This is a genomic window from Mycobacterium sp. IDUB_28 (genome assembly GCF_055419285.1).
The window spans coordinates 173,513-195,235 of the sequence record NZ_JBVAXK010000004.1; the positions used below are offsets into that span (position 1 = coordinate 173,513).

Annotated in this window: 11 protein-coding genes; 7 read left to right on the forward strand and 4 right to left on the reverse strand. The window is 67.6% G+C overall.

What is annotated here, in order from left to right:
* Together ACZYZ9_RS10325 and ACZYZ9_RS10330 are read left to right on the forward strand one after the other, a co-directional pair.
* The gene (locus tag ACZYZ9_RS10325; protein ID WP_463826167.1) at window positions 1-2,097 is read left to right on the forward strand and encodes a galactan 5-O-arabinofuranosyltransferase; all 2,097 of its coding nucleotides are present in this window, start codon (window positions 1-3) and stop codon (window positions 2,095-2,097) included.
* Window positions 2,097-5,381, forward strand: coding sequence for an arabinosyltransferase domain-containing protein (locus tag ACZYZ9_RS10330; RefSeq protein ID WP_463826168.1), 3,285 nt, complete (start codon window positions 2,097-2,099; stop codon window positions 5,379-5,381). Before ACZYZ9_RS10325 ends, ACZYZ9_RS10330 begins: the two co-directional genes overlap by 1 nt.
* 6 nt (window positions 5,382-5,387) lie before the next feature.
* Here ACZYZ9_RS10330 and ACZYZ9_RS10335 read toward each other — a convergent pair whose 3' ends face one another.
* Window positions 5,388-6,437, reverse strand: a complete 1,050-nt coding sequence (locus ACZYZ9_RS10335; protein WP_463826169.1) for a GGDEF domain-containing protein — start codon at window positions 6,435-6,437, stop codon at window positions 5,388-5,390.
* Window positions 6,438-6,633: 196 nt separating this feature from the next.
* On the opposite strand from ACZYZ9_RS10335, the gene ACZYZ9_RS10340 reads away from it, so the two are divergent.
* Window positions 6,634-9,960, forward strand: coding sequence for an arabinosyltransferase domain-containing protein (locus ACZYZ9_RS10340; protein WP_463826170.1), 3,327 nt, complete (start codon window positions 6,634-6,636; stop codon window positions 9,958-9,960).
* Window positions 9,957-13,169 (forward strand): arabinosyltransferase EmbB, encoded by a 3,213-nt coding sequence (gene embB / locus ACZYZ9_RS10345; protein WP_463826171.1) that lies wholly within the window; start codon window positions 9,957-9,959, stop codon window positions 13,167-13,169. Before ACZYZ9_RS10340 ends, embB begins: the two co-directional genes overlap by 4 nt.
* 63 nt (window positions 13,170-13,232) lie before the next feature.
* On the opposite strand, the gene ACZYZ9_RS10350 is transcribed toward embB, so the two are convergent.
* Complete coding sequence (locus ACZYZ9_RS10350; protein ID WP_463826172.1) at window positions 13,233-14,714, reverse strand: arylsulfotransferase family protein; 1,482 nt, start codon at window positions 14,712-14,714, stop codon at window positions 13,233-13,235.
* 100 nt (window positions 14,715-14,814) lie between these two features.
* Between ACZYZ9_RS10350 and ACZYZ9_RS10355 the strand changes: the two genes are divergently transcribed.
* The 3 genes from ACZYZ9_RS10355 to ACZYZ9_RS10365 all read left to right on the forward strand — a co-directional run bounded on the left by ACZYZ9_RS10355 (window position 14,815) and on the right by ACZYZ9_RS10365 (window position 18,264).
* Window positions 14,815-15,687, forward strand: coding sequence for an SGNH/GDSL hydrolase family protein (locus ACZYZ9_RS10355; protein ID WP_463826173.1), 873 nt, complete (start codon window positions 14,815-14,817; stop codon window positions 15,685-15,687).
* Window positions 15,688-16,111: 424 nt separating this feature from the next.
* Window positions 16,112-16,456 carry a hypothetical protein gene (locus ACZYZ9_RS10360; RefSeq protein ID WP_463826174.1) on the forward strand — a complete coding sequence of 115 codons (345 nt, stop codon included), beginning with the start codon at window positions 16,112-16,114 and terminating at the stop codon, window positions 16,454-16,456.
* A gap of 35 nt (window positions 16,457-16,491) precedes the next feature.
* Window positions 16,492-18,264, forward strand: coding sequence for an acyl-CoA dehydrogenase family protein (locus tag ACZYZ9_RS10365; RefSeq protein WP_463826175.1), 1,773 nt, complete (start codon window positions 16,492-16,494; stop codon window positions 18,262-18,264).
* Between the two features lie 25 nt (window positions 18,265-18,289).
* Here ACZYZ9_RS10365 and ACZYZ9_RS10370 read toward each other — a convergent pair whose 3' ends face one another.
* Entirely contained in the window at window positions 18,290-21,181 is a 2,892-nt protein-coding gene (locus tag ACZYZ9_RS10370) for an MMPL/RND family transporter (RefSeq protein ID WP_463826423.1), read from the reverse strand.
* Window positions 21,178-21,606, reverse strand: coding sequence for an MmpS family transport accessory protein (locus ACZYZ9_RS10375; protein ID WP_463826176.1), 429 nt, complete (start codon window positions 21,604-21,606; stop codon window positions 21,178-21,180). Before ACZYZ9_RS10375 ends, ACZYZ9_RS10370 begins: the two co-directional genes overlap by 4 nt.
* Between the last annotated feature and the right edge of the window lie 117 nt (window positions 21,607-21,723).

A 21,723-nucleotide genomic window follows, 5' to 3' on the forward strand; every position in this document is an offset into this window, starting at 1 on the left:
ATGCGCAATGCGCTGGCCACCGTGGGCCAGATGGCCGCTGCGGCCTTCGTGGCGATTGTGATAGCGGTCGTGTCGCTGTCGGCCATTTCGCGGGTGCAGTGGCCGGCGTTCCCGTCGTCCAACCAGCTGCACGCGTTGACCACCGTCGGCCAGGTCGGCTGCCTGGCCGGGCTGCTTGCCGTCGGGCTGGTGTGGCGGCACGGCCGGTTCCGCCGGCTGGCCCGGTTGGGCGGATTGGGGTTCGTCTCGGCGTTCACCGTTGTCACGCTCGGCATGCCGTTGGGAGCCACCAAGCTGTACCTGTTCGGGATCTCCGTCGACCAGCAGTTCCGCACCGAATACCTGACCCGGCTGACGGACAGTCCGCAGCTGCGCGACATGACCTACCTCGGGTTGCCGCCGTTCTACCCGCCGGGCTGGTTCTGGATCGGCGGACGGGCGGCGGCACTCACCGGGACGCCGGGCTGGGAAGCGTTCAAGCCGTGGGCGATCACCTCGATCACTGTCGCGGTTGCTGTCGCGCTGGTGTTGTGGTGGCGGATGATCCGCTTCGAGTACGCGCTGCTGGTCACCACCGCCACCGCGGCGGTGACGCTGGCCTACAGCTCCCCGGAGCCCTACGCCGCGATGATCACCGTGCTGCTGCCGCCGGTGCTGGTGTTGACCTGGTCGGGATTGCGGGCGGCTGCCCGCCCCTCGGTCGAGCGTCACGCTGGCGTGACGTTCGACGACGACAGCCACGCTGGCGTGACGCTCAGCGGGACAGCCGGCGGGACAGTCGACGGGAGCCACGCTGGCGTGACGCTCGACGACGAAAGCCACGCTGGCGTGACGCTCGGCGGGACAGCCGGCGGGACAGTCGACGGGAGCCACGCTGGCGTGACGCTCGACGGCGAAAGCCACGCTGGCGTGACGCTCGGCGGGACAGCGGGCTGGGCGGCCGTCGTCGGCGCCGGATTGTTCCTCGGCTTCACCGCCACCTGGTACACCCTGCTGTTCGGCTACACCGCATTCGCGGTAACGCTGATGGCGCTCGGCCTGGCCGCTGCGCGATGGCGCACCGACAAGAGAGCCGCCCTGGACCCGCTGTACCGACTGGCCGTCATGGCCGTCATCGCGGCGGTGATCGGATCCATCACCTGGGTGCCCTTCCTGTCGCGCGCGCTGCGCGACCCGGTCAGCAACACCGGCAGCGCCCAGCACTACCTGCCGGCCGACGGCGCCCAGCTGACCTTCCCGATGCTGCAGTTCTCGCTGCTGGGCGCGATGTGCCTGCTGGGCACGCTGTGGCTGGTGATCCGGGCCCGCAGCTCGGTGCGGGCCGGCGGGCTGGCCATCGGCGTGCTGGCGGTTTACCTGTGGTCGCTGCTGTCGATGCTGACCACCCTGGCGCGGACCACCCTGCTCTCGTTCCGGTTGCAGCCCACCCTGTCGGTGCTGTTGGTCGCGGCCGGAGTCTTCGGATTCATCGACGGCGTGCACGCGCTGACCAGGCGCCGTCGCGCGTGGTTCCCGGTCGCCGCGGCGATCGGGCTCACCGGGGCCATCGCCTTCAGCCAGGATATTCCCGACGTGCTGCGGCCCGACCTGACCATCGCCTACACCGACACCGGCGGCGACGGCCAGCGCGGCGACCGGCGCCCGCCCGGCGCGGAGAAGTACTACGCGGCCGTCGACGCCGCCATCCAGCACGTGACCGGCAAACCGCGCGATCAGACCGTGGTGCTCACCGCCGATTACAGCTTCCTGTCGTTCTATCCCTACTGGGGCTTCCAGGGTCTGACGTCGCACTATGCGAATCCGCTGGCGCAGTTCGACAAGCGGGCCGGCGCGATCGAAAGCTGGTCCCAGCTCAAGACCGCGGACGAGTTGATCCGGGCACTGGACACGCTGCCCTGGCCACCACCGACCGTCTTCCTGATGCGCCGCGGCGCCGGCAACACCTACACGCTTCGCCTGGCCGAGGACGTCTACCCCAACCAGCCCAACGTCCGTCGCTACACCGTGGACTTCAAAGCGGCGCTGTTCAGCGATCCGCGCTTCGCCGTCGAGACCATCGGCCCGTTCGTGGTGGCCGTCCGCAAGCCGAGCGGCTGATGGCGACCGACACGGCACCCGCCGCCGCTCAACAACTAGCATCTACCTCCGTGAGCGAACCGGGAGCAAACTACCGAATCGCTCGGCTCGTCGCCGTCGTCGCGGGTCTGCTGGGAACCGCCCTGGCCCTGGCAACGCCGCTGCTACCGGTCAAGCAGACAACCGCCCAGCTCAACTGGCCGCAGAACGGCACCTTCGGCAGCGTCGATGCGCCGCTGATCAGTTACGTGGCCACCGACCTGAACATCACCGTGCCCTGCCAGGCCGCCGCCGGGCTGGCCGGTCCGCAGAACGCCGGCAAGACGGTCCTGCTGTCCACAGTGCCCAAACAGGCCCCCAAAGCCATCGACCGGGGGCTGCTGCTGCAACGCGTCAACGACGACCTGGTGCTGATCGTGCGCAACGTGCCGGTGGTCACCGCCCCGATGAGCGAGGTGCTGGGACCGTCCTGCCAGCGCATGACGTTCACCGCGCACGCGGACCGGGTCATCGGCGAATTCGTGGGACTCAAGCAGGGTCCGACGACCGAGCATCCCGGCCAGCCGCTGCGCGGCGAGAAGAGCGGGTACGACTTCCGGCCGCAGATCGTGGGGGTGTTCACCGACCTGTCCGGGCCGGCGCCACCGGGTCTGAGCTTCTCGGCGACCGTCGACAGCCGCTACAGCACCAGCCCGACGACGCTGAAGATGGCCGCGATGGTCCTGGGGCTGCTGATGACCGCGGCCTCGCTGATCGCGCTGCACATTCTGGACACCGCCGACGGCACCCGCCACCGTCGGTTCCTGCCGTCGCGGTGGTGGTCGGTCGGCGGGCTGGACGTGCTGGTCATCGCGGTGCTGGGGTGGTGGCACTTCGTCGGCGCGAACACCTCCGACGACGGCTACATCCTGACCATGGCCCGGGTGTCCGAACACGCCGGCTACATGGCGAACTACTACCGCTGGTTCGGCACGCCCGAGGCGCCGTTCGGCTGGTACTACGACCTGCTGGCGATCTGGGCGCACGTCACCACGGCCAGCATCTGGATGCGGCTGCCGGTCCTGGTGATGGCGCTGACCTGCTGGTGGGTGATCAGCCGGGAAGTCATCCCCCGACTGGGTCACGCCGTCAAGAAGAGCCGGGCCGCAGCGTGGACGGCGGCCGGGATGTTCCTGGTGGTGTGGCTGCCGCTGGACAACGGCCTGCGGCCCGAGCCGATCATCGCCCTGGGCATCCTGCTGACCTGGTGCTCGGTGGAACGCGCGGTGGCGACCAGCCGGCTGCTGCCGGTGGCGATGGCGTGCATCATCGGCGCGTTGACGTTGTTCTCCGGACCGACCGGTATCGCCTCCATCGGTGCGCTGCTGGTGGCGATCGGCCCGCTGCGCACCATCCTGCACCGGCGCTCCAAGCAGTTCGGGATCCTGCCGCTGGTGACGCCGATCCTGGCCGCCACCACCGTCACCGTGATCCTGATCTTCCGCGATCAGACGCTGGCCAGCGAGATGCAGGCCAGCCTGCTCAAGCAGGCGGTGGGGCCGAGCCTGAAATGGTTCGACGAGCACATCCGCTACGAGCGGTTGTTCATGCCCAGCCCGGACGGTTCGGTGGCGCGCCGTTTCGCGGTGCTGGCGCTGCTGGTCGCGCTGGCGATCGCGGTGGCGATGTCGCTGCGCAAGGGCCGCATCCCCGGCACCGCGGCCGGCCCGAGCCGCCGCATCATCGGCATCACCATCATCTCGTTCCTGGCGATGATGTTCACCCCCACCAAGTGGACACACCACTTCGGGGTGTTCGCCGGGCTGGCCGGTTCGCTGGGCGCGCTGGCCGCGGTGGCGGTGACCGGCGCGGCGATGCGGTCTCGGCGTAACCGCACCATGTTCGCGGCCGTGGTGATCTTCGTGATGGCCATGTCGTTCGCCAGCGTCAACGGCTGGTGGTATGTGTCGAACTTCGGTGTGCCGTGGTCGAATTCGTTCCCGAAGTGGCGCTGGTCGCTGACCACCGCGCTGCTGGAACTCACCGTGGTGGTGTTGCTCATCGCCGCGTGGTTCCACTTCAAAACCACCGACGACGACCGGCCCGGCAAATTCCAGCAGACCCGCGTCGGCGCTCCGATTTCGCGAATCCTGCAGTCCCCGTTGGCAGTTGCGACGTGGTTGCTGGTGTTGATGGAAGTCGCCTCGCTCACCTCGGCGATGATCTCGCAGTACCCGGCCTGGACGGTGGGCCGCTCCAATCTGCAGGCGCTGACCGGCCGCACCTGCGGATTGGCCGAAGACGTACTGGTGGAACTGGACCCCGTGGCCGGGATGCTGGAACCGGTGAGTGCGCCGGTCGCCGACGCGCTGGGTGCGGGTCTGTCGGAAGCCTTCACGCCCAACGGAATTCCCGCCGACGTCTCTGCCGACCCGGTGATGGAACGGCCGGGCGACCGTAATTTCGCCAGCGACGACGGTGTGGTCACCGGCAGCGACCCCGGCACCGAGGGCGGCACCACCGCCGCGCCGGGCATCAACGGTTCCCGGGCGAGCCTGCCGTTCAACTTGGAACCGGCCCGCGTCCCGGTGCTGGGCAGTTGGCGCTCCGGAATCCAGGTGCCCGCCACGTTGCGCTCGGGCTGGTACCGGCTGCCACCGAAGGATCAGCGCAGCAAGACGCCGCTGCTGGTGGTCACGGCGGCCGGCCGGTTCGACCCGCGCGAGGTCCAGGTGCAGTGGGCCACCGATGAACAGGCTGCCGCCGGAAAGCACGGTGGCTCAATGGGATTCGCGGATGTGGGCGCGGTCCCGGCCTGGCGCAACCTGCGTACGCCGTTGTCCGCGATCCCCGACTCCGCCACGCAGATCCGCCTGGTGGCCGACGACGACGACCTGGCCCCGCAGCACTGGATCGGCCTGACCCCACCCCGGGTCCCGAAGCTGCGCACGCTGCAGGACGTGGTGGGCCCCAACGATCCGGTGTTCCTGGACTGGCTGGTCGGGCTGGCGTTCCCGTGCCAGCGGCCGTTCGGCCACCAGAACGGCGTCGTCGAGGCGCCCAAGTGGCGCATCCTGCCCGACCGGTTCGGCGCCGAAGCCAACTCCCCGGTGATGGATCACCTCGGCGGCGGCCCGCTGGGAATCACCGAACTGCTGGCCCGCGCGACCACGGTGGCGAGCTATCTCAAGGACGACTGGTTCCGGGACTGGGGCGCGCTGCAGCGGCTGTCGCCGTTCTACCCCGACGCCGTGCCCGCCCGCCTCGAACTCGGCACGGTCACCCGCAGCGGCCTGTGGGATCCGGCGCCGCTGCGCAAGAGCTGACCGCGTTCACGCCCTCGCGCTGTCGGCGGCGTCGGACGGCTTCGGCTGGTCCGCACGGTGCAGGTGCAGGCTTCCGCCGCCGGACCGCTTCGCTTCGTACATGGCTGCGTCGGCTTTCCGCAGCAGATCATCGAGGGAGAAGTACGGATCCTGGGCGGCCGCGTGCGCCGCGACGCCGACGCTCGCGCTCAGGGAGACCGCGTCGATCCGGGTGAACGTCATAGCGTCGAGCCGGTGCAACAGCGCAGCCATGTCATCGGTCTCGTTTCCGAAAACGACGAGTACCAGCTCGTCGCCGCCGATCCGTGCGGTGATCTCCTCGGCTCGTGCGATCGACCGCAGCTTCAGAGCCAACGCGATCAGGGCGGCATCGCCGACCGAGTGGCCGTGCGCGTCGTTGAGGGCTTTGAACCGGTCGATGTCACACACCGCGACGGCCACCGTGGCGCCCGGCGGCTGTCGTCGAACCGCGACCTCGAACGAGGCATTCAGTCCGCGTCTGTTGCGCAGCCTGGTCAGCGGATCGTAGTGCGCTGAGCGCGCCGTGCGGCGGATCGCCCGGCGACCACCTTCGATCAACACCACGCCGGTCAGGGGCACAACGACCACCCAGGTCAGCGCGGGCATGTAGTAGACGAACAGGCCGAAGGCGTCGGCGTCGTCGACGATCACCGCCCAAACGGTGATCCCCCCGATCACCCCGGTGGCGAATCCGCAATGCCATAAGAGCGCAGCCGTACCCAGCAGGAACGCGGCGAAGACAGCGATCAGACCCAGATACAGCGTGGCGCACAGGCGCGATTCGGGCGTCGCCATGGTCGCGGCCGCAACGGCAATCGCCACGTCCCCCCACATCGCGAAGGCCAGCGCCTGCCGGTATCTCGGCCAGTGGCCGAGCAGCCACACCACGCCGTAGGCGACACCGGTGCAGGCGATACCGAGTTGCACCCAGCTGGCGAGCGGCCCCGCGGGACCGCTCGGCACGAACTGAACCGCCACGACCAGACCGGCCAGACAGAAGCAGCACGCCGCGGCGGCCGCTCGGAACGGCCTCATCAAGCGTCCTTCACGCAGCGCACGCGTGGCGAAACGGTATTCGCTCCTGCCCACGTCGTCCCCCAGGGTGCTCTGCCGGTAACCGAAGACTAGCGGTTAGCCGTCGACGACGAGGCCGCATTGGCGTCAGGCACAGAGCCCCCCAGCGGCCCTGCATCCTCAACGCACTGACCGGCGTCGCCTACGATCGAGCCTCGTGTCCCCCGACGGTAATGAGCGATCCCACCGGATCGCCAGGTTGATCGCCGTCGTCGCCGGGGTCACCGGTCTGCTGTTGTGCCTGCTGGTCCCGCTGCTGCCGGTGCGGCAGACCACCGCGACCATCCGGTGGCCGCAGGGCACCCAGGACGGCAACATCAGTCAGATCACGGCGCCGCTGGTCTCCGGCGCACCTCGGGCACTCGACATCTCCATCCCCTGCTCGGCGATGGCCACCCTGCCCGCTGACGGCGGGCTGGTGTTGTCCACCTTGCCGGCGGACGGCTTCCAGACCGGCAAGCACGGCCTGTTCGTCCGGGCCAACAAGGACACCGTCGTCGTCGCGTTTCGCGACACCGTGGCCGCCGTGGCGCCGCGGGCGGCCATCGCCGCCGGCGGCTGCCAAGTGCTGCATGTCTGGGCCGACGCCGGCGGCGCGGGCGCGGACTTCGTCGGAATCCCCAACGCGGCGGGCAAGCTGCCCCCGGAGAAGAAGCCGCAGGTGGGCGGTATCTTCACCGACCTGAAAGTGCCGCCCCAGCCCGGTTTGTCGGCCCGAGTGGACGTCGACACCCGGTTCATCCTGGCGCCCACCGCGCTGAAAACCGTCGCGATGGTGTTGGGAGTGCTGGCCGTCCTGGTAGCCATCGGCGCGCTGGGCGCGCTGGACCGGCTCGGCCGCGGCGATTCGGTACGGCATTGGCGCTCGTCGGTCGCCTGGTTGGCGCGCTACCGCCCACGCGGGCAGCGGCCCCGGACCGGGCGGGTCGGGCTGGCCACCTGGATCGCCGATGCCGGGGTGATCGCGACGCTGCTCGGCTGGCATCTGATCGGTGCCATCACCTCCGACGACGGCTACAACCTGACCCTGGCCCGGGTGGCGCCGAAGGCCGGTTACGTCGCCAACTACTACCGCTACTTCGGGACGACGGACGCGCCGTTCGACTGGTATCTGAGCGTGCTGTCCACGATGACGCAGGTGAGCACGGCGGGGGTCTGGATGCGGCTGCCCGCCACCCTGGCCGGCATCGCCTGCTGGCTGATCATCAGCCACTGCGTGTTGCGCCGGCTCGGGCCGGGCGCCGGCGGACTAGCCGCCAACCGGGTTGCGGTGTGGACCGCGGGCGCGGTGTTCATCGCCGCGTGGTTGCCGTTCAACAACGGCTTGCGGCCCGAGCCGCTGATCGCCCTGGGTGTGCTGATCACCTGGATGATGGTGGAACGGTCGATCGGCCTGGCCCGCCTGGCGGCGGCCGCGGTGGCCATCATCGTCGCGGTGTTCACGGTGACGCTGGCCCCCCAGGGGTTGATCGCGGTCGCACCGCTGCTGACCGGAGCCCGCGCCATCGCGCAGACCATTCGCCGGCGCCGCGCCGTCGACGGCGTGCTGGCCCCGCTGGCAGTGCTGGCGGCGGCGTTGTCGCTGATCACCGTGCTGGTGTTCCGGTCGCAGACGTTGGCCACGGTGGCCGAGTCCGCCCGGATCAAGTACACGGTCGGGCCGACGATCGCCTGGTACCAGGACTTCCTGCGCTACTACTTCCTCACCGTGGAGAGCAACGCCGACGGTTCGATGGCGCGCCGGTTCGCCGCGTTGATCCTGCTGCTGTGCATGTTCGGGATGTTGTTCGTGCTGTTGCGGCGCGGCCGAGTGCCCGGACTGGCCTCCGGACCGGCCTGGCGACTGATCGGCAGCACGGCGATCGGCCTGCTGCTGCTGACGTTCACCCCGACCAAGTGGGCGATCCAGTTCGGCGTCTTCGCCGGGCTGGCCGGCGCGCTGGGTGCGGTCACCAGCTTCAGCGTGGCCCGGATCGGCCTGCACAGCCGCCGCAACCTGGCCCTGTACGTCACCGCGCTGCTGTTCGTGCTGGCGTGGGCTACGTCGGGCATCAACGGCTGGTTCTACGTCGGCAACTACGGCGTGCCGTGGTACGACATTCAACCGGTCGTGGCCAGCCACCCGGTGACGTCGATGTTCCTGACGTTGTCGATTCTCACCGGCCTGCTGGGCGCCTGGTACCACTTCCGGATGGACTTCCGGAAAGTCTCAGCCGGACACACCGAGGTCAAGAACAACCGGCGCAACCGGGTGCTGGCCTCCACACCGCTGCTGGTGGTGGCGGTGATCATGGTGCTGGGTGAGGTCGGTTCGATGGCCAAGGGCGCGGTGTTCCGCTATCCGCTCTACACCACGGCCAAAGCCAACCTGCGGGCCTTGGAGTCGAGCAGCAGCTGCGCGATGGCCGACGACGTGCTGGCCGAACCCGACTCCAACGCCGGCATGCTGCAGCCCGCGCCGAACCAGCAGTTCGGGCCGGACGGTCCGCTGGGCGGGCTCAACCCGTTCGGCTTCAAACCCGACGGCGTGGGCGAGAATCTGCAATCCGACCCCGTGGTCAGCAAGCCCGGGGTGGTCAATTCCGACGCCTCCCCCAACAAACCCAACGCGGCCATCACCGACTTGGCGGGCACCGCCGGCGGCAAGGGACCCGTCGGCGTCAACGGCTCCCACGCCGCGCTCCCGTTCGGGCTGAACCCCGCGACCACCCCGGTGATGGGCAGCTACGGCGAGAACAACCTGGCCGCGCGCGCCACCTCAGCCTGGTACCAGCTGCCGGCACGCAGGCCGGACCGGCCGCTGGTGGTGGTCTCGGCCGCCGGGGCCATCTGGTCTTACAAGGAGGACGGCGACTTCATGTACGGCCAGTCGCTGAAACTGCAGTGGGGTGTGGCCAAACCCGACGGCAACATCGCTCCACTCGGTGAGGTGTTCCCCATCGATCTCGGGCCGCAACCGGCCTGGCGTAACCTGCGCTTCCCGTTCGCCTGGGCCCCGCCGGAGGCGAACCTGGCGCGCATCGTGGCCTACGACCCGAACCTGAGCTCCGAACAGTGGTTCGCGTTCACCCCGCCCCGGGTGCCGGAACTGCAGCCCCTGCAGCAGCTGATCGGTTCGCAGCGGCCGGTGCTGATGGACATCGCGACCGCCGCCAACTTCCCCTGCCAGCGGCCGTTCTCCGAACATCTCGGCATCGCCGAACTCCCGGATTACCGGATCCTGCCCGACCACAAACAGACCGCGGTGTCGTCGAACCTGTGGCAGTCCGCCCAGACCGGCGGGCCGTTCATGTTCACCCAGGCGCTGCAGTGGACGTCGACGATCTCGACGTACCTGAGCGGTGACTGGTATCGCGACTGGGGATCGGTGGAGCAGTTCCACCGGCTGGTCCCGCCGGACCGGGCGCCGGATGCCGTCGTCGACCAGGGTGTGGTCACCGTCCCCGGCTGGAGCCGGCAGGGACCCATCAGGGCGCTGCCATGACCGCCGCGAACCCCGGCGCAGACCCGGGCGCGAGCCACGTGAAAGCGACCCGGTGGGTGGCGACCATCGCCGGGCTGATCGGGTTCGTGTTGTCCGTCGCGACACCGCTGCTGCCGGTGGTGCAGACCACCGCGATGCTCAACTGGCCGCAGAACGGTCAACTGAATAGCGTCACCGCACCGCTGATCTCACTGACACCGGTCGACTTCAAAGCCTCGGTGCCGTGCAGCATCGAACGCGACATGCCAGCTGAGGGCGGCGTGATCCTGGGCACCGCGCCCAAGCAGGGTAAGGACGCCAACCTCAACGCGCTGTTCGTGGTGGTCAGCGCCAAGCGGGTGGACGTCACCGACCGCAACGTGGTGATCCTGTCGGTGCCGCGCGAGCTGATGCGTTCCCCCAACTGCGAGCGCATCGACATCTCCTCCACGCACGCCGGCACCTTCGCCCAGTTCATCGGGCTCAAAGATCCCGGTGGCGGGCCGCTGCGAGGCGGTTTCCCCGACCCGAACCTGCGCCCGCAGATCGTCGGGGTGTTCACCGACCTCAGCGGGCCGGCGCCGCCGCAGCTGAAACTCTCGGCGACCATCGACACCCGGTTCTCCACCACCCCGACCACCTTAAAGCTGCTGGCGATGGTCGGCGCCATCGTGGCCACCATGGTCGCGCTGATCGCGCTGTGGCGCCTCGACCAGCTGGACGGTCACCGGATGCGCCGCTGGATACCGGCGAACTGGCGCACGTTCACTCTGCTCGACGGCGTGATGATCTTCGCGTTCCTGCTGTGGCACGTGATCGGGGCCAACTCCTCGGACGACGGCTACATCCTGGGCATGGCCCGCGTCGCCGACCGGGCCGGTTACATGTCCAACTACTTCCGCTGGTTCGGCAGTCCGGAAGACCCGTTCGGCTGGTACTACAACCTGTTGGCGCTGATGACCCACGTCAGCGACGCCAGCATCTGGATGCGGCTGCCCGACCTGTTCGCCGGGCTGGTGTGCTGGCTGCTGCTGTCCCGCGAAGTGCTGCCCAGGCTCGGTCCGGCGGTGGCGGCCAGCAAACCCGCCAATTGGGCCGCAGCGATGGTGCTGCTGACCGCGTGGATGCCGTTCAACAACGGCCTGCGGCCGGAGGGCATCATCGCACTCGGCTCGCTGGTCACCTATGTGCTGATCGAGCGGTCGATGCGCTACAGCCGGTTGACCCCGGCGGCGCTGGCCATCATCACCGCGGCGTTCACCCTGGGTGTGCAACCCACCGGGCTGATCGCGGTAGCCGCACTGGTGGCCGGTGGCCGGCCGATCCTGCGGATCCTGGCCAAACGCCGGCGCATGGTCGGCGGCACCCTGCCGCTGCTGGCGCCGATGCTGGCCGCCGGCACCATCATCCTGACGGTGGTGTTCGCCGACCAGACGCTGTCAACGGTGTTGGAAGCCACCAGGGTTCGCAGCAAGATCGGACCGAGCCAGGCCTGGTACACCGAAAACCTGCGCTACTACTACCTGTTCCTGCCGACGGTGGACGGGTCGCTGTCGCGTCGGTTCGGGTTCCTGATCGCCGCGCTGTGTCTGTTCACCGGGGTATTTATCATGTTGCGCCGCAAGCGGATTCCCGGTGTGGCCCGCGGGCCGGCCTGGCGGCTGATGGGCGTCATTTTCGGCACCATGTTCTTCCTGATGTTCGCCCCCACCAAGTGGGTGCATCACTTCGGCCTGTTCGCTGCGGTGGGTGCCGCGATGGCCGGGTTGACGACGGTGCTGGTGTCGCCAACGGTGCTGCGCTGGTCGCGTAACCGGATGGCTTTCCTGGCTGCGGTGTTGTTTGTGGTGGCCCTGTCCTTCGCCACCACCAACGGGTGGTGGTATGTGTCCAGCTACGGCGTGCCGTTCAACAGCACCATGCCCAAGATCGCCGGAATCACCGTCAGCACAATGTTTTTCGTGCTGTTCGCGCTGGCCGCGGTGTACGCGGCATGGCTGCATTTCGCGCCCCGCGACAGCGGCGAGGGCAAGCTGGCCCGGTTGCTCACCACCGCTCCGGTGTCCCTGGCAGCCGGCTTCATGGTGCTGGTGTTCGTCGCGTCGATGGGCATCGGGATCGTGCGCCAGTACCCCACGTACTCCAACGGCTGGTCCAACCTGCGTGCCTTCACCGGCGGTTGCGGACTGGCCGACGACGTACTCGTCGAGCCGAATCCCAACGACGGTTTCATGACGCCGCTACCCGGCGACTACGGACCGTTGGGTCCGCTGGGTGGCACCGATCCCGTCGGCTTCTCGCCGAACGGGGTGCCCGAACACACCGTCGCCGAGGCGGTGGTGATGAAGCCCAACCAGCCCGGCACCGACCATGACTGGGACGCGCCCACCAAGCTCAAGACCCCCGGCATCAATGGTTCGACGGTGCCGTTGCCCTACCAACTCAATCCGGCGCAGGTGCCGCTGGCCGGCACCTACACCACCGGCGCCCAACAGCAGAGCAAACTCGCTTCGGCGTGGTACTCGCTACCCAGACCCGATGATGGTCATCCGCTGGTGGTGATCACCGCGGCGGGCAAGATCACCGGCAACAGCGTGCTGCACCACTACACCACCGGCCAGACGGTGGTGCTGGAGTACGCCCGTCCCGGCGCCGGCCCGCTGGTCCCGGCCGGGCGACTGGTGCCCGACGACCTGTACGGGGAGCAGCCCAAGGCGTGGCGCAACCTGCGGTTCGCCCGCGACAAGATGCCCGCCGACGCCATCGCGGTGCGGGTGGTGGCCGAGGACCTGTCACTGACCCCGGAGGACTGGATCGCCATCACTCCGCCGCGGGTGCCCGAACTGCGCTCCCTGCAGGAATACGTCGGCTCAACGCAGCCGGTGCTGCTGGACTGGGCGGTCGGGCTGGCGTTCCCCTGCCAGCAGCCGATGCTGCACACCAACGGCGTCACCGAGATCCCGCGGTTCCGCATCACCCCGGACTACAACGCCAAGAAGCTGGACACCGACACCTGGGAGGACGGCACCAACGGCGGCCTGCTCGGCATCACCGACCTGCTGCTCAACGCGCACGTGATGGCCACGTACCTGTCCCGGGACTGGGCGCGGGACTGGGGGTCGCTGCGCAAGTTCGACACTCTGGTCGACGCGCCGCCGGCACGGCTGGATCTGGGGGAGGCGACGCGCAGCGGGTTGTGGTCGCCGGGACAGATCCGGATCAAGCCGTAGCCCGGACTGATCCACCGAGCCTGTACTCAGGTCATGCGCCGTCCGCGTGTCGGCGCCGTGAATTCAGGCTCGGCGCCGTGGATTCAGGCTCAGCGCCAGACCAACGCGCCTAACGTCCCCGCGGGAGCGGCGGCGACTCGCCGACGACGGCGCCGGCCGCGTCCAGCGCCGCAGCCGGTAATACCCGTCAGCCTTGGCGCCTAACGGAATCGGTGTGTCGTAGCCGGTCCAGTCCACGGTGGCCACCTCCATCATCGCGTCACTCAGCGGCCCGTGCAGCAGTCGCCACCGCGCCACCCCGGTGGCGCCGTTCCAGCTGGCGCGGACGCCGCTGTCGGTGAAGATCAACTGCGGCGGGCCGACGGGGTCGCCCATCCAGACGTCGAGGAAGGCGCGATAGGTGCCATCCAGCAGCGTGGCGTCGTAGATCAGCTCCCCGGTCGGCCCGAACTCGGCGAGGTGTCCGGCGGTACCCCAACCGGAGAAGGTGTTGCCGCCGGGCAGTTGCTGCAGGTTGCCCATGGCGCCGGCGCTGAGGTTGCCGGGGTGTGGCTGGGCGCGGATCAGGCTGGCTTTGCGCGCGGCGAAGTCCAGGTGGATCCACTTGAGGCTGCTCGGGACCGATCCCCCGCCGGGTTGGGCGCGGCTACCTTCGAAGTGGTTGTCGAACAAGGTCAGCGTCTCCGCGTCCGGCATCTCGGCGTCGTGCTGGAAGGCGAACTCGACACCGTCGCCGAGTTCGAAACTCGAGTGCTTGCCGCCGAGTTGCCAGTTGATCGCCCCGGTGCGCGGGTCGACGTTGAATACGGTGGACAGCGCCCGCATGCTGAGCAGCAGGTTGCCCGCGGGATCCAGCGCGATCGAGTTCAGGTGGTAGGGGTCCAGCACTTGGCCGGCGGTGTATTTGGCGGGTGAATCGGCCACCGGCACGCGGCTGAGCGCGTCCCACCGGAACAGCGTCCGCTTGGACTCCACGTCGACCACTGCGGCGACGCAGTTGTAGATCCTGCCGTCTTTGGGACCGCCGATGGCGGTGAGGTCGGTGGTCACCTCCTGGTAGCAGCTGATCAGGGCATGGCCGTCCGGGGTGAGCCGAAATTCGTGAATGTCCGACGCGAGGTCTCCGCCGGGGGTGAGAGTGTCGATTACGTTGTAGTGCTCGTCGGCGATGTAGTTGACGCCGGCACCGTGGCTGCCGACTCGGGTGCCCTGCCACCAGGTGAGCACCGGCCGCCCCCGCCAGGTCTGCACCCGTAGGTTGCCCGCGGTCTGGTCGGGCGGCAGTTCACGGTGCCAGACCACCTTCCCGCTGCGATCGGCGACGACGAGCACCACGGTGCGGCCGGCTCGGGCGCCCGGGTCAGCGGCCGTGGTGCCGGCGACGAAGAACAGGTAGCCGGGTGCGCCGCCGGGCTTGTTCACGGTGACGGTGTAACCCAATGATCGGGCCGAGACCTCGGCGCCGCCGGGCGGCGGTGGCGTGGACGGTGTGGCCGTCGGCTCGTCCTGATCGGACCCGCACGCTGCGACGCTGCCGGCGGCCATGACGCCCGCCGCGACACCGAACCGCCGCCTCGATATCCCGTAGCGCACCCGGTCATTACACCAGGGGTGTTGATCGGGTCCGGATGTAACACTGGGCTGCATGTGGTCCGCTCGCCTGGTCATCGCCGCACTGGTGGGCTGCGTGTGCCTGGGTTGCGCCCCGCCGCCGCCGGCCGGCCCCGGTTCGGCCGCACGGTCGCGGTACGTGGCTTTGGGCGACTCGTTCGCGGCGGCGCCCGGCGTGCCGGAGCAGGCCGCACCGCTGCGCTGCCACAAATCGACCAACAATTACCCGGCCGTGTTGGCGCGACGGCTGCGTGCCGCCACATTTCGCGACGTCACCTGCAGCGGGGCGACGACCGACGACATCTACAGCCGGTCCCAGCAGACCGCCCAGGGTCCGGTCGACCGTCAGCTCGATGCCGTCGCCCCCGATACGGAACTGATCACGATCACGGTGGGCGCCAACGACGTCGGACTGGCGGGCGACGCGGAATCCTGCGAGGCGACCGGCGCGAATCCGAGTCCGTGTACCGGCAAGTTCGTCGTCGGCGACGTCGACCGCATCTCCGGTCTGATCAACGCCCAGATACCGGTATGGGCGGCGATGATCGACGCGGTGCGGACCCAGGCGCCCCGAGCGCGGATCATCCTCGTCGGATACGGGCTGTTGATGCGGGCCGGTGGTTGTTATCCCGAACAGCCCATCCTGCCGCACGACGCCAACTATCTGCAGGCCAAAATCGACGAACTCGGCGACCGGCAACGACGCCTCGCGGCGGAGAAAAGAATTGAATATTTCGACACCCGTCAACTTTCGGCCGGGCACGACATGTGCGCAGTGCCGGCCGAACGATACGTCGAGGGTTACGTGACCCGGAATCGGGCGGTGCCGCTACATCCCACCGCCCTGGGCGCCATGACGGTGGGGAATGTCCTTACCGATTATCTGGTGCTGTCCGAAAATCGTTAAATTGACGGACCCGGCAAAAAGCCACATTAAGTTAGTTTTGTAAAGCAAATTCCAGGGACCGTTTACCTATCGAAGCCGCAGTTCAGCGCCCTGATTTTGCTCGAAAAACGTTGAGATCCCACTGAATTGGATATGTGCGACGCCGGAAAATCAGGACCGCTGCCACAATTGCGCCGAACCGCCAGAAATTGCAGGATTGAACTGGACGAATCTGGTCAATAGATAAGTCCTGGATCGGGCTCATCGGGTACGACATGGTGGTGGCAAATTGCGCATACTGAACCGGTTGGGTTTTTCCGCCGCGACAATAACGATTCTGGGCGCTTCGCTCGTGTCGCTGGGGACAGGAACGGCGTCGGCCGCCTCACGCGTACCACTTAACCCTGACCTGCGTAATTGCGATTTCAGCCTCATCTCGACCGCCTTGATCAGGCCGAAGACAATACTCGGGCACGGCGTCGCCAACTTCAAAACCTCCGGGTCCACCACGGTCGCCGATATCGACATGGTGATCGCGACCGCTCCGGGCACACATTTCGACGTCGGCCTGATCCAGGCGCCGAGACCGTCGTCGGCTACCTGCGGTCCGGGCGACCCCGGCACCACATTCGCCGGTCTGGACACCGACGCATCGGGTCAGGGGCACGTGACCATCACCGCTCCCCTGCGACCCGGCACCACCGGCGTGTGGGTCATCGTCGAGACGGCGAATCCGCACGATCAGATACCAGGCGAGTTCTACACCAGCGAGTTCGTGTCACCCGTGTAGGCGGCGCCGGCGAGTTTCTGTAATACGGTCGCGGCATGACCGAATACGACCTCGAGGCCGTGGACCGGCTGCCGTTCTGGACACCGGAGAAGTCGCAGCGGTATCGGACCGAAAACTACAGCGGGGCAACCGGACTCAACTGGTATCTGACCGACCCCACGCTGCAGTTCACCATGGCGTACTACCTCACGCCGGACGAACTGGCGATCGCCGAGCCACACCTGGCGAGCATCGGCGCGCTGATGGGCGGCCCGGTGACCCGCTGGGCCGACGAAACCGACCGCAACCCGCCGCGGCTGGAACGTTACGACCGGTGGGGCCACGACGTCAGCCGGGTGGTCATGCCCGAATCGTTCCTGCAGTCCAAGCGGGCGGTGCTGGATGCCCAACGGGCACTGCGCACGGCCTCGCGTGGGGCGGGGTTCAATTCGTCGCTGCCGATGTTTGCCGCCAACTACTTGCTCGACCAGGCCGACATCGGCATGGGTTGCGCGCTGGGCACCGGCGGCGGGATGGTGCAGTCGCTGGTGGCCGCCTACGCGCCACCGGATGTGCGCGATCATGTGCTGGCCAAGTTCGACTCCGGTGAGTGGGCCGGCGAAACCGCGCAGTTGCTCACCGAACGCACCGGCGGCTCGGATCTGGGTGCGCTGGAGACCACCGCCCGCCGGGCCGGTGACGCCTGGCTGCTGAACGGTTTCAAGTGGTTCGCGTCGAACTGTGCCGGCGAGGCGTTCGTGGTGCTGGCCAAGCCCGACGGCGCACCCGACTCCAGCCGGGGCGTCGCCAACTTCCTGGTGCTGCGCACCCGTCGGGACGGTTCCCGCAACGGGGTCCGGGTGCGGCGACTGAAGGACAAACTCGGCACCCGGTCGGTGGCTTCGGGCGAGGTCGAGTTCGTCGACGCCGAGGCCTTCCTCCTGTCCGGGGAACCCGCCGACCACGCCGGCCCATCCGACGGCAAGGGCCTCGGCCGGATGATGGAGTTGACCAACGCGGCCCGCCTCGGCATCGCACTGTTCGCGCTCGGCAACGCGCGTCGCGCCCTGGTCGAATCCCTGTGCTACGCCACGCAGCGCCACGCCTTCGGCGGCCCGCTGATCGACAAGCCGCTGATGCGCCGCAAACTCGCCGAACTGATCGTCGATGTCGAAGCCGCTCAGGCGCTGGTGTTCGACGGCATCGGCGCCGCCAATCACCGCCAGCCCCGCCGCATCCGGCAGCGCATCGCGGTGCCGGTCACCAAACTGAAAGTCAGTCGGCTGGGCATCACCGCCGCCTCGGATGCCATCGAAATCCACGGCGGCAACGGCTACATCGAAACCTGGCCGGTGGCAAGGCTTTTGCGCGACGCGCAGGTCAACACCATCTGGGAGGGCCCGGACAACATCCTGTGCCTGGACGTGCGGCGCGGGATCGTGCAGACCCGCGCCCACGAAGCCCTGCTGACGCGGCTGCGCGACGCGGTGTCGGTGTCCGACGACGATGCGACGACGGGTCTGGTCGCCGAGCGGATCGACGACCTGGACGGCGCGATCACGGCGTGGGAGAAGTTGGACGCGCCGGTGGCCGAGGCGCGACTGTTCCCGCTCGCGCAGTTCATGGGTGACGTGTACGCGGGTGCGCTGCTCACCGAGCAGGCGGCCTGGGAACGGGAGACCCGCGGCGCCGAGCGCAAGGCACTGGTGGCGCGGTTGTACGCGCAGCGCTACCTGGCCGATCGAGGGCCGCTGCGTGGCCTCGACTCCGACACCGACGAAGCGCTGGACCGCTTCGACGAACTGGTGGACGGCGCCCTGGCACGCTGAGCCGTTGCCGGGTCCGGCATGTCGCTCAGCTGGGCAGCACAGCACCCACTGGCTGCTGCTCGGGCGAGGGCGAAGGCGAGGGCGAGGGCGAGGGCGCGCGCCGGGTCTGAACCGCTCGGGAGCGGACCACCTGCGGCCACCAGAACCACCGGCCCAGCAGCGCCGCGATAGCCGGCGTCATGAACGACCGGACGATGAGGATGTCCGACAGCAGCCCGATCATGATCGTGGTGCCGATCTGCCCGATGACGCGCAGATCGCTGCTCACCATCGCGCCCATGGTCACCGCGAACACCAGTCCGGCGGTGGTGACGACCCGGCCGGTGCCGGCCATCGATCTGATGATGCCCGTGTTGATGCCGGCACCGATTTCTTCCTGGAAGCGCGCCACCAGTAACAGGTTGTAATCGGAGCCGACCGCGAGCATGACGATCACGGCCATCGCAAGAACGAACCAGTTGAGCGGCATGTGCAGGATGTGTTGCCAGACAAGGACAGAAAGTCCACACGATGAGGCCAGCGAGAGCGTGACCGTGCCGATGATGACCGCGGCGGCCACGACGCTCTTGGTGATGGCCAGCATGATGATGAAGATCAGGCACAGCGACGCCACCACGACGATGAGCAGGTCGTAGGTCGAGCCGTCCCGAATGTCCTTGTAGGTGGAGGCGGTGCCGGCCAGGTAGAAGTCGGCCTCGGCCAAGGGAGTTCCCTTCACGGCTTCGGTCGCGGCCTGCATGATCGGGTCGATGTGTGAGATGCCCACAGCCGTTGCGGGGTCACCCTGGTGGGTGATGACGAACCGCGCCGCGTCACCGTCGGGCGACAGGAACAGGGTCAGACCGCGCTGGAAGTCCGGGTTTTCGAAGGCCTCCGGCGGCAGATAGAACGAGTCGTCGTTCTTGGCGTTATCGAATGCCTCGCCCATCACGGTTCCGTTGCGCGCCATCTTCTCCATCTGGGTGACCATCCCGGAGAAGCTGCTCGTCAGAGTTTGCGCAAGGTCTTTGACCAGTCGCATGGTCGCGATCATCGGAGCAACCTGGCTCAGCAGCTGCGGCTGGAGAGTGTCGAATTGCGCGAGACTGTCGGCGAAGCTCCCGAGGTCTTCGGTGAGCTTGTCGACGCCGTCGGTGGCGTCGTAGAGAGAGCGCAGCGACGAGCACACCGGGATGTTGAAACAGTGTCGGTCCCAATAGAAATAGTTGCGCACCGGCCGCCATACGTCATCGAAATCGGCGAGCCGGTCGCGCAATTCGTTGGCGGTTGCCCGCATCCGCTGGCTGCGCAGGTTCATCTCGTGGGTGGTGTCGGCAAGCTGGCGCTGCAAGCTTTCGGTGCGCTCAGTGATCTCGATCATCTGCTGCATCGCATCGGTCAACTTGGTCATGTCGGCCACCCGGTCTTTGAGCCCCTTCAGGTTCTGCTGCGTCATCGCGCTTTCCATGCCGATCTGGAACGGGATCGAGGTGTGGTCGATCGGTCCGCCCAGCGGCCGGGTGATGCTTTGCACGCGAGCGATACCGGGCAGGTGAAAGACGTTCTTGGCGATCCTGTCCAAAATCAGCATGTCAGTGGGATTCCGGAGGTCGTGATCGGCTTCGATCATGAGGACCTCCGGTTCCATGCGTGCCTGCGCGAAATGGCGGTCCGCCGCGCGGTAGCCGACACTGGACGGCGCCGCCCCGGGGATGTAATAGCGGTCGTTGTAGTTGGTCTCGTATTTCGGCAGCGCGAGCAGTCCGACCATCAACATCAGCACCGTCGCCACCAGAACCGGCCCGGGCCAGCGGACCACGATGGTGCCCACCCGGCGCCACCAGCGGGTCCGGTTCGTCGTTCTGGATTCGAATGCCCCGAAGCGGCTGGCTATCCAGACCACGGCGGGAGCCAGCGTCAACGACGCCACCACCGCTACCAGCAGCCCGATCGAGCAAGGCCATCCGAGGCTCTGAAAGTAGGGCAGCCTGGCCAGGCTCAGGCAGAACAGTGCTCCGGCGACCGTGGTGCCCGATCCCAAGATCACGTAGACAGTCCCGCGAAACATGCTGTGATAGGCCGCTTCTCGGTCCGCGCCGGCAGCCCTGGCCTCCTGATAGCGCCCGACCAGGAAGATGACGTAGTCGGTGGCGGCGGCGATCGCCACCGGGATGAGCAGACTGGTCGCGAACGTGGTGAGGGCGAAGAATTTATTGCTGGCCAGCACAGCAATGACGCCGGTGACCGCCGCCAGTTCGATGCCGACCGTCGCGAGTATCAGCACGACGGTGGAAATGGAACGGTAGACCAGCAGCAGCATGATCGCGATGACCACGACGGTCGCGATGGTGATCTTCTGCAGGCTGCGGTCTCCGTACGCGTCCAGATCGACCGACAGCGGAGCCGGACCTGTCACGTAAGCCCGCAGCCCCGGCGGCGGCGGTAGGCCGTCCACGATTTCGCGGACGGCCAGGATGGAATCCCGGGCCCGCGATCCACCGATATCGCCGGCCAGATACAGCTGCGCATAGGCGGCTTTGCCGTCGACGCTCTGCGAACCCGCGGCAGTCAGCCGGTCGGCCCAGAAGTTGTCGATGTGTTCGACGTGAACACGGTCCTGCGACAGTCTGGCAATCAACCGGTCGTAGAACCGGTGCGCTTCGTCGCCCAGCTTCTGCTGGCCCTCGATCACGACCATAGCGGTTGCGTCGGAATCGAATTGGCGGAAATCCCTGCCGATGCGCTTCATGGCGATCATAGACGGTGCGTCGGGGGGATTCAGCGACACCGACTCCGTCTTGGACAGCTCCTGCAACTCGGGTGCCACGACGTTGGCGACAGCGGTCAGGGCGATCCAGAACAACACCACCGGCACGGCAAACCGGCGAAGGATCCGCGCGAAGGCATCCAGTCGGCCGGGCGAACCGTCGCCGCTCACGCCGATTTCACCAGGCAACTGGCCTGAGCGTGATGAGCTGAGACCATCTGTTGATCTCGAATCTGACCATTGACCGTGATGCGACAACCGAGGTTGTCACTGTCCCCCTGCGCGACCACATTGGCCACCACCGCGGTCAAGGTGGTCACGATCGGCAACGACCACGGCAACGTCGCGTCGTCGACCTCATGTGAGTGGCCGCTGGCATCCAGATAGTTGACCGTCACGGTTCGCCCTGTCGGACCGAGGATTTCATACAGCACGTGTTTCTGGTTGAACTCGACGATTGCGTCGACGTCGCCGGCGTTCGAGACGCGGTGCTGCGACCCGAAAACACCGTGCAACCGAAGGACCGTAGCCGTCCCGGCGACCGCCACCAGCACCACAACGATCGGTATCCACATGCGTCGGAGGAAGCGGATCATCGAGGCCCCTATCGATAACTACACGTAACCACTCGTGCGCTGCGCGGACGAATCACGACTCCGGACGATCCTTTATACGCAAAACAACCGTGAAATGTTGCGCATTGGCGCAGGGAC

Coding starts and splice junctions, on each gene's coding strand:
- ACZYZ9_RS10325 (WP_463826167.1), top strand. CDS start 1: ATGCGCAATGCGCTGGCCACCGTGGGCCAGATGGCCGCTGCGGCCTTC.
- ACZYZ9_RS10375 (WP_463826176.1), bottom strand. CDS start 21,606: ATGATCCGCTTCCTCCGACGCATGTGGATACCGATCGTTGTGGTGCTG.
- embB (WP_463826171.1), top strand. CDS start 9,957: ATGACCGCCGCGAACCCCGGCGCAGACCCGGGCGCGAGCCACGTGAAA.
- ACZYZ9_RS10335 (WP_463826169.1), bottom strand. CDS start 6,437: ATGAGGCCGTTCCGAGCGGCCGCCGCGGCGTGCTGCTTCTGTCTGGCC.
- ACZYZ9_RS10355 (WP_463826173.1), top strand. CDS start 14,815: ATGTGGTCCGCTCGCCTGGTCATCGCCGCACTGGTGGGCTGCGTGTGC.
- ACZYZ9_RS10330 (WP_463826168.1), top strand. CDS start 2,097: ATGGCGACCGACACGGCACCCGCCGCCGCTCAACAACTAGCATCTACC.
- ACZYZ9_RS10350 (WP_463826172.1), bottom strand. CDS start 14,714: ATGGCCGCCGGCAGCGTCGCAGCGTGCGGGTCCGATCAGGACGAGCCG.
- ACZYZ9_RS10365 (WP_463826175.1), top strand. CDS start 16,492: ATGACCGAATACGACCTCGAGGCCGTGGACCGGCTGCCGTTCTGGACA.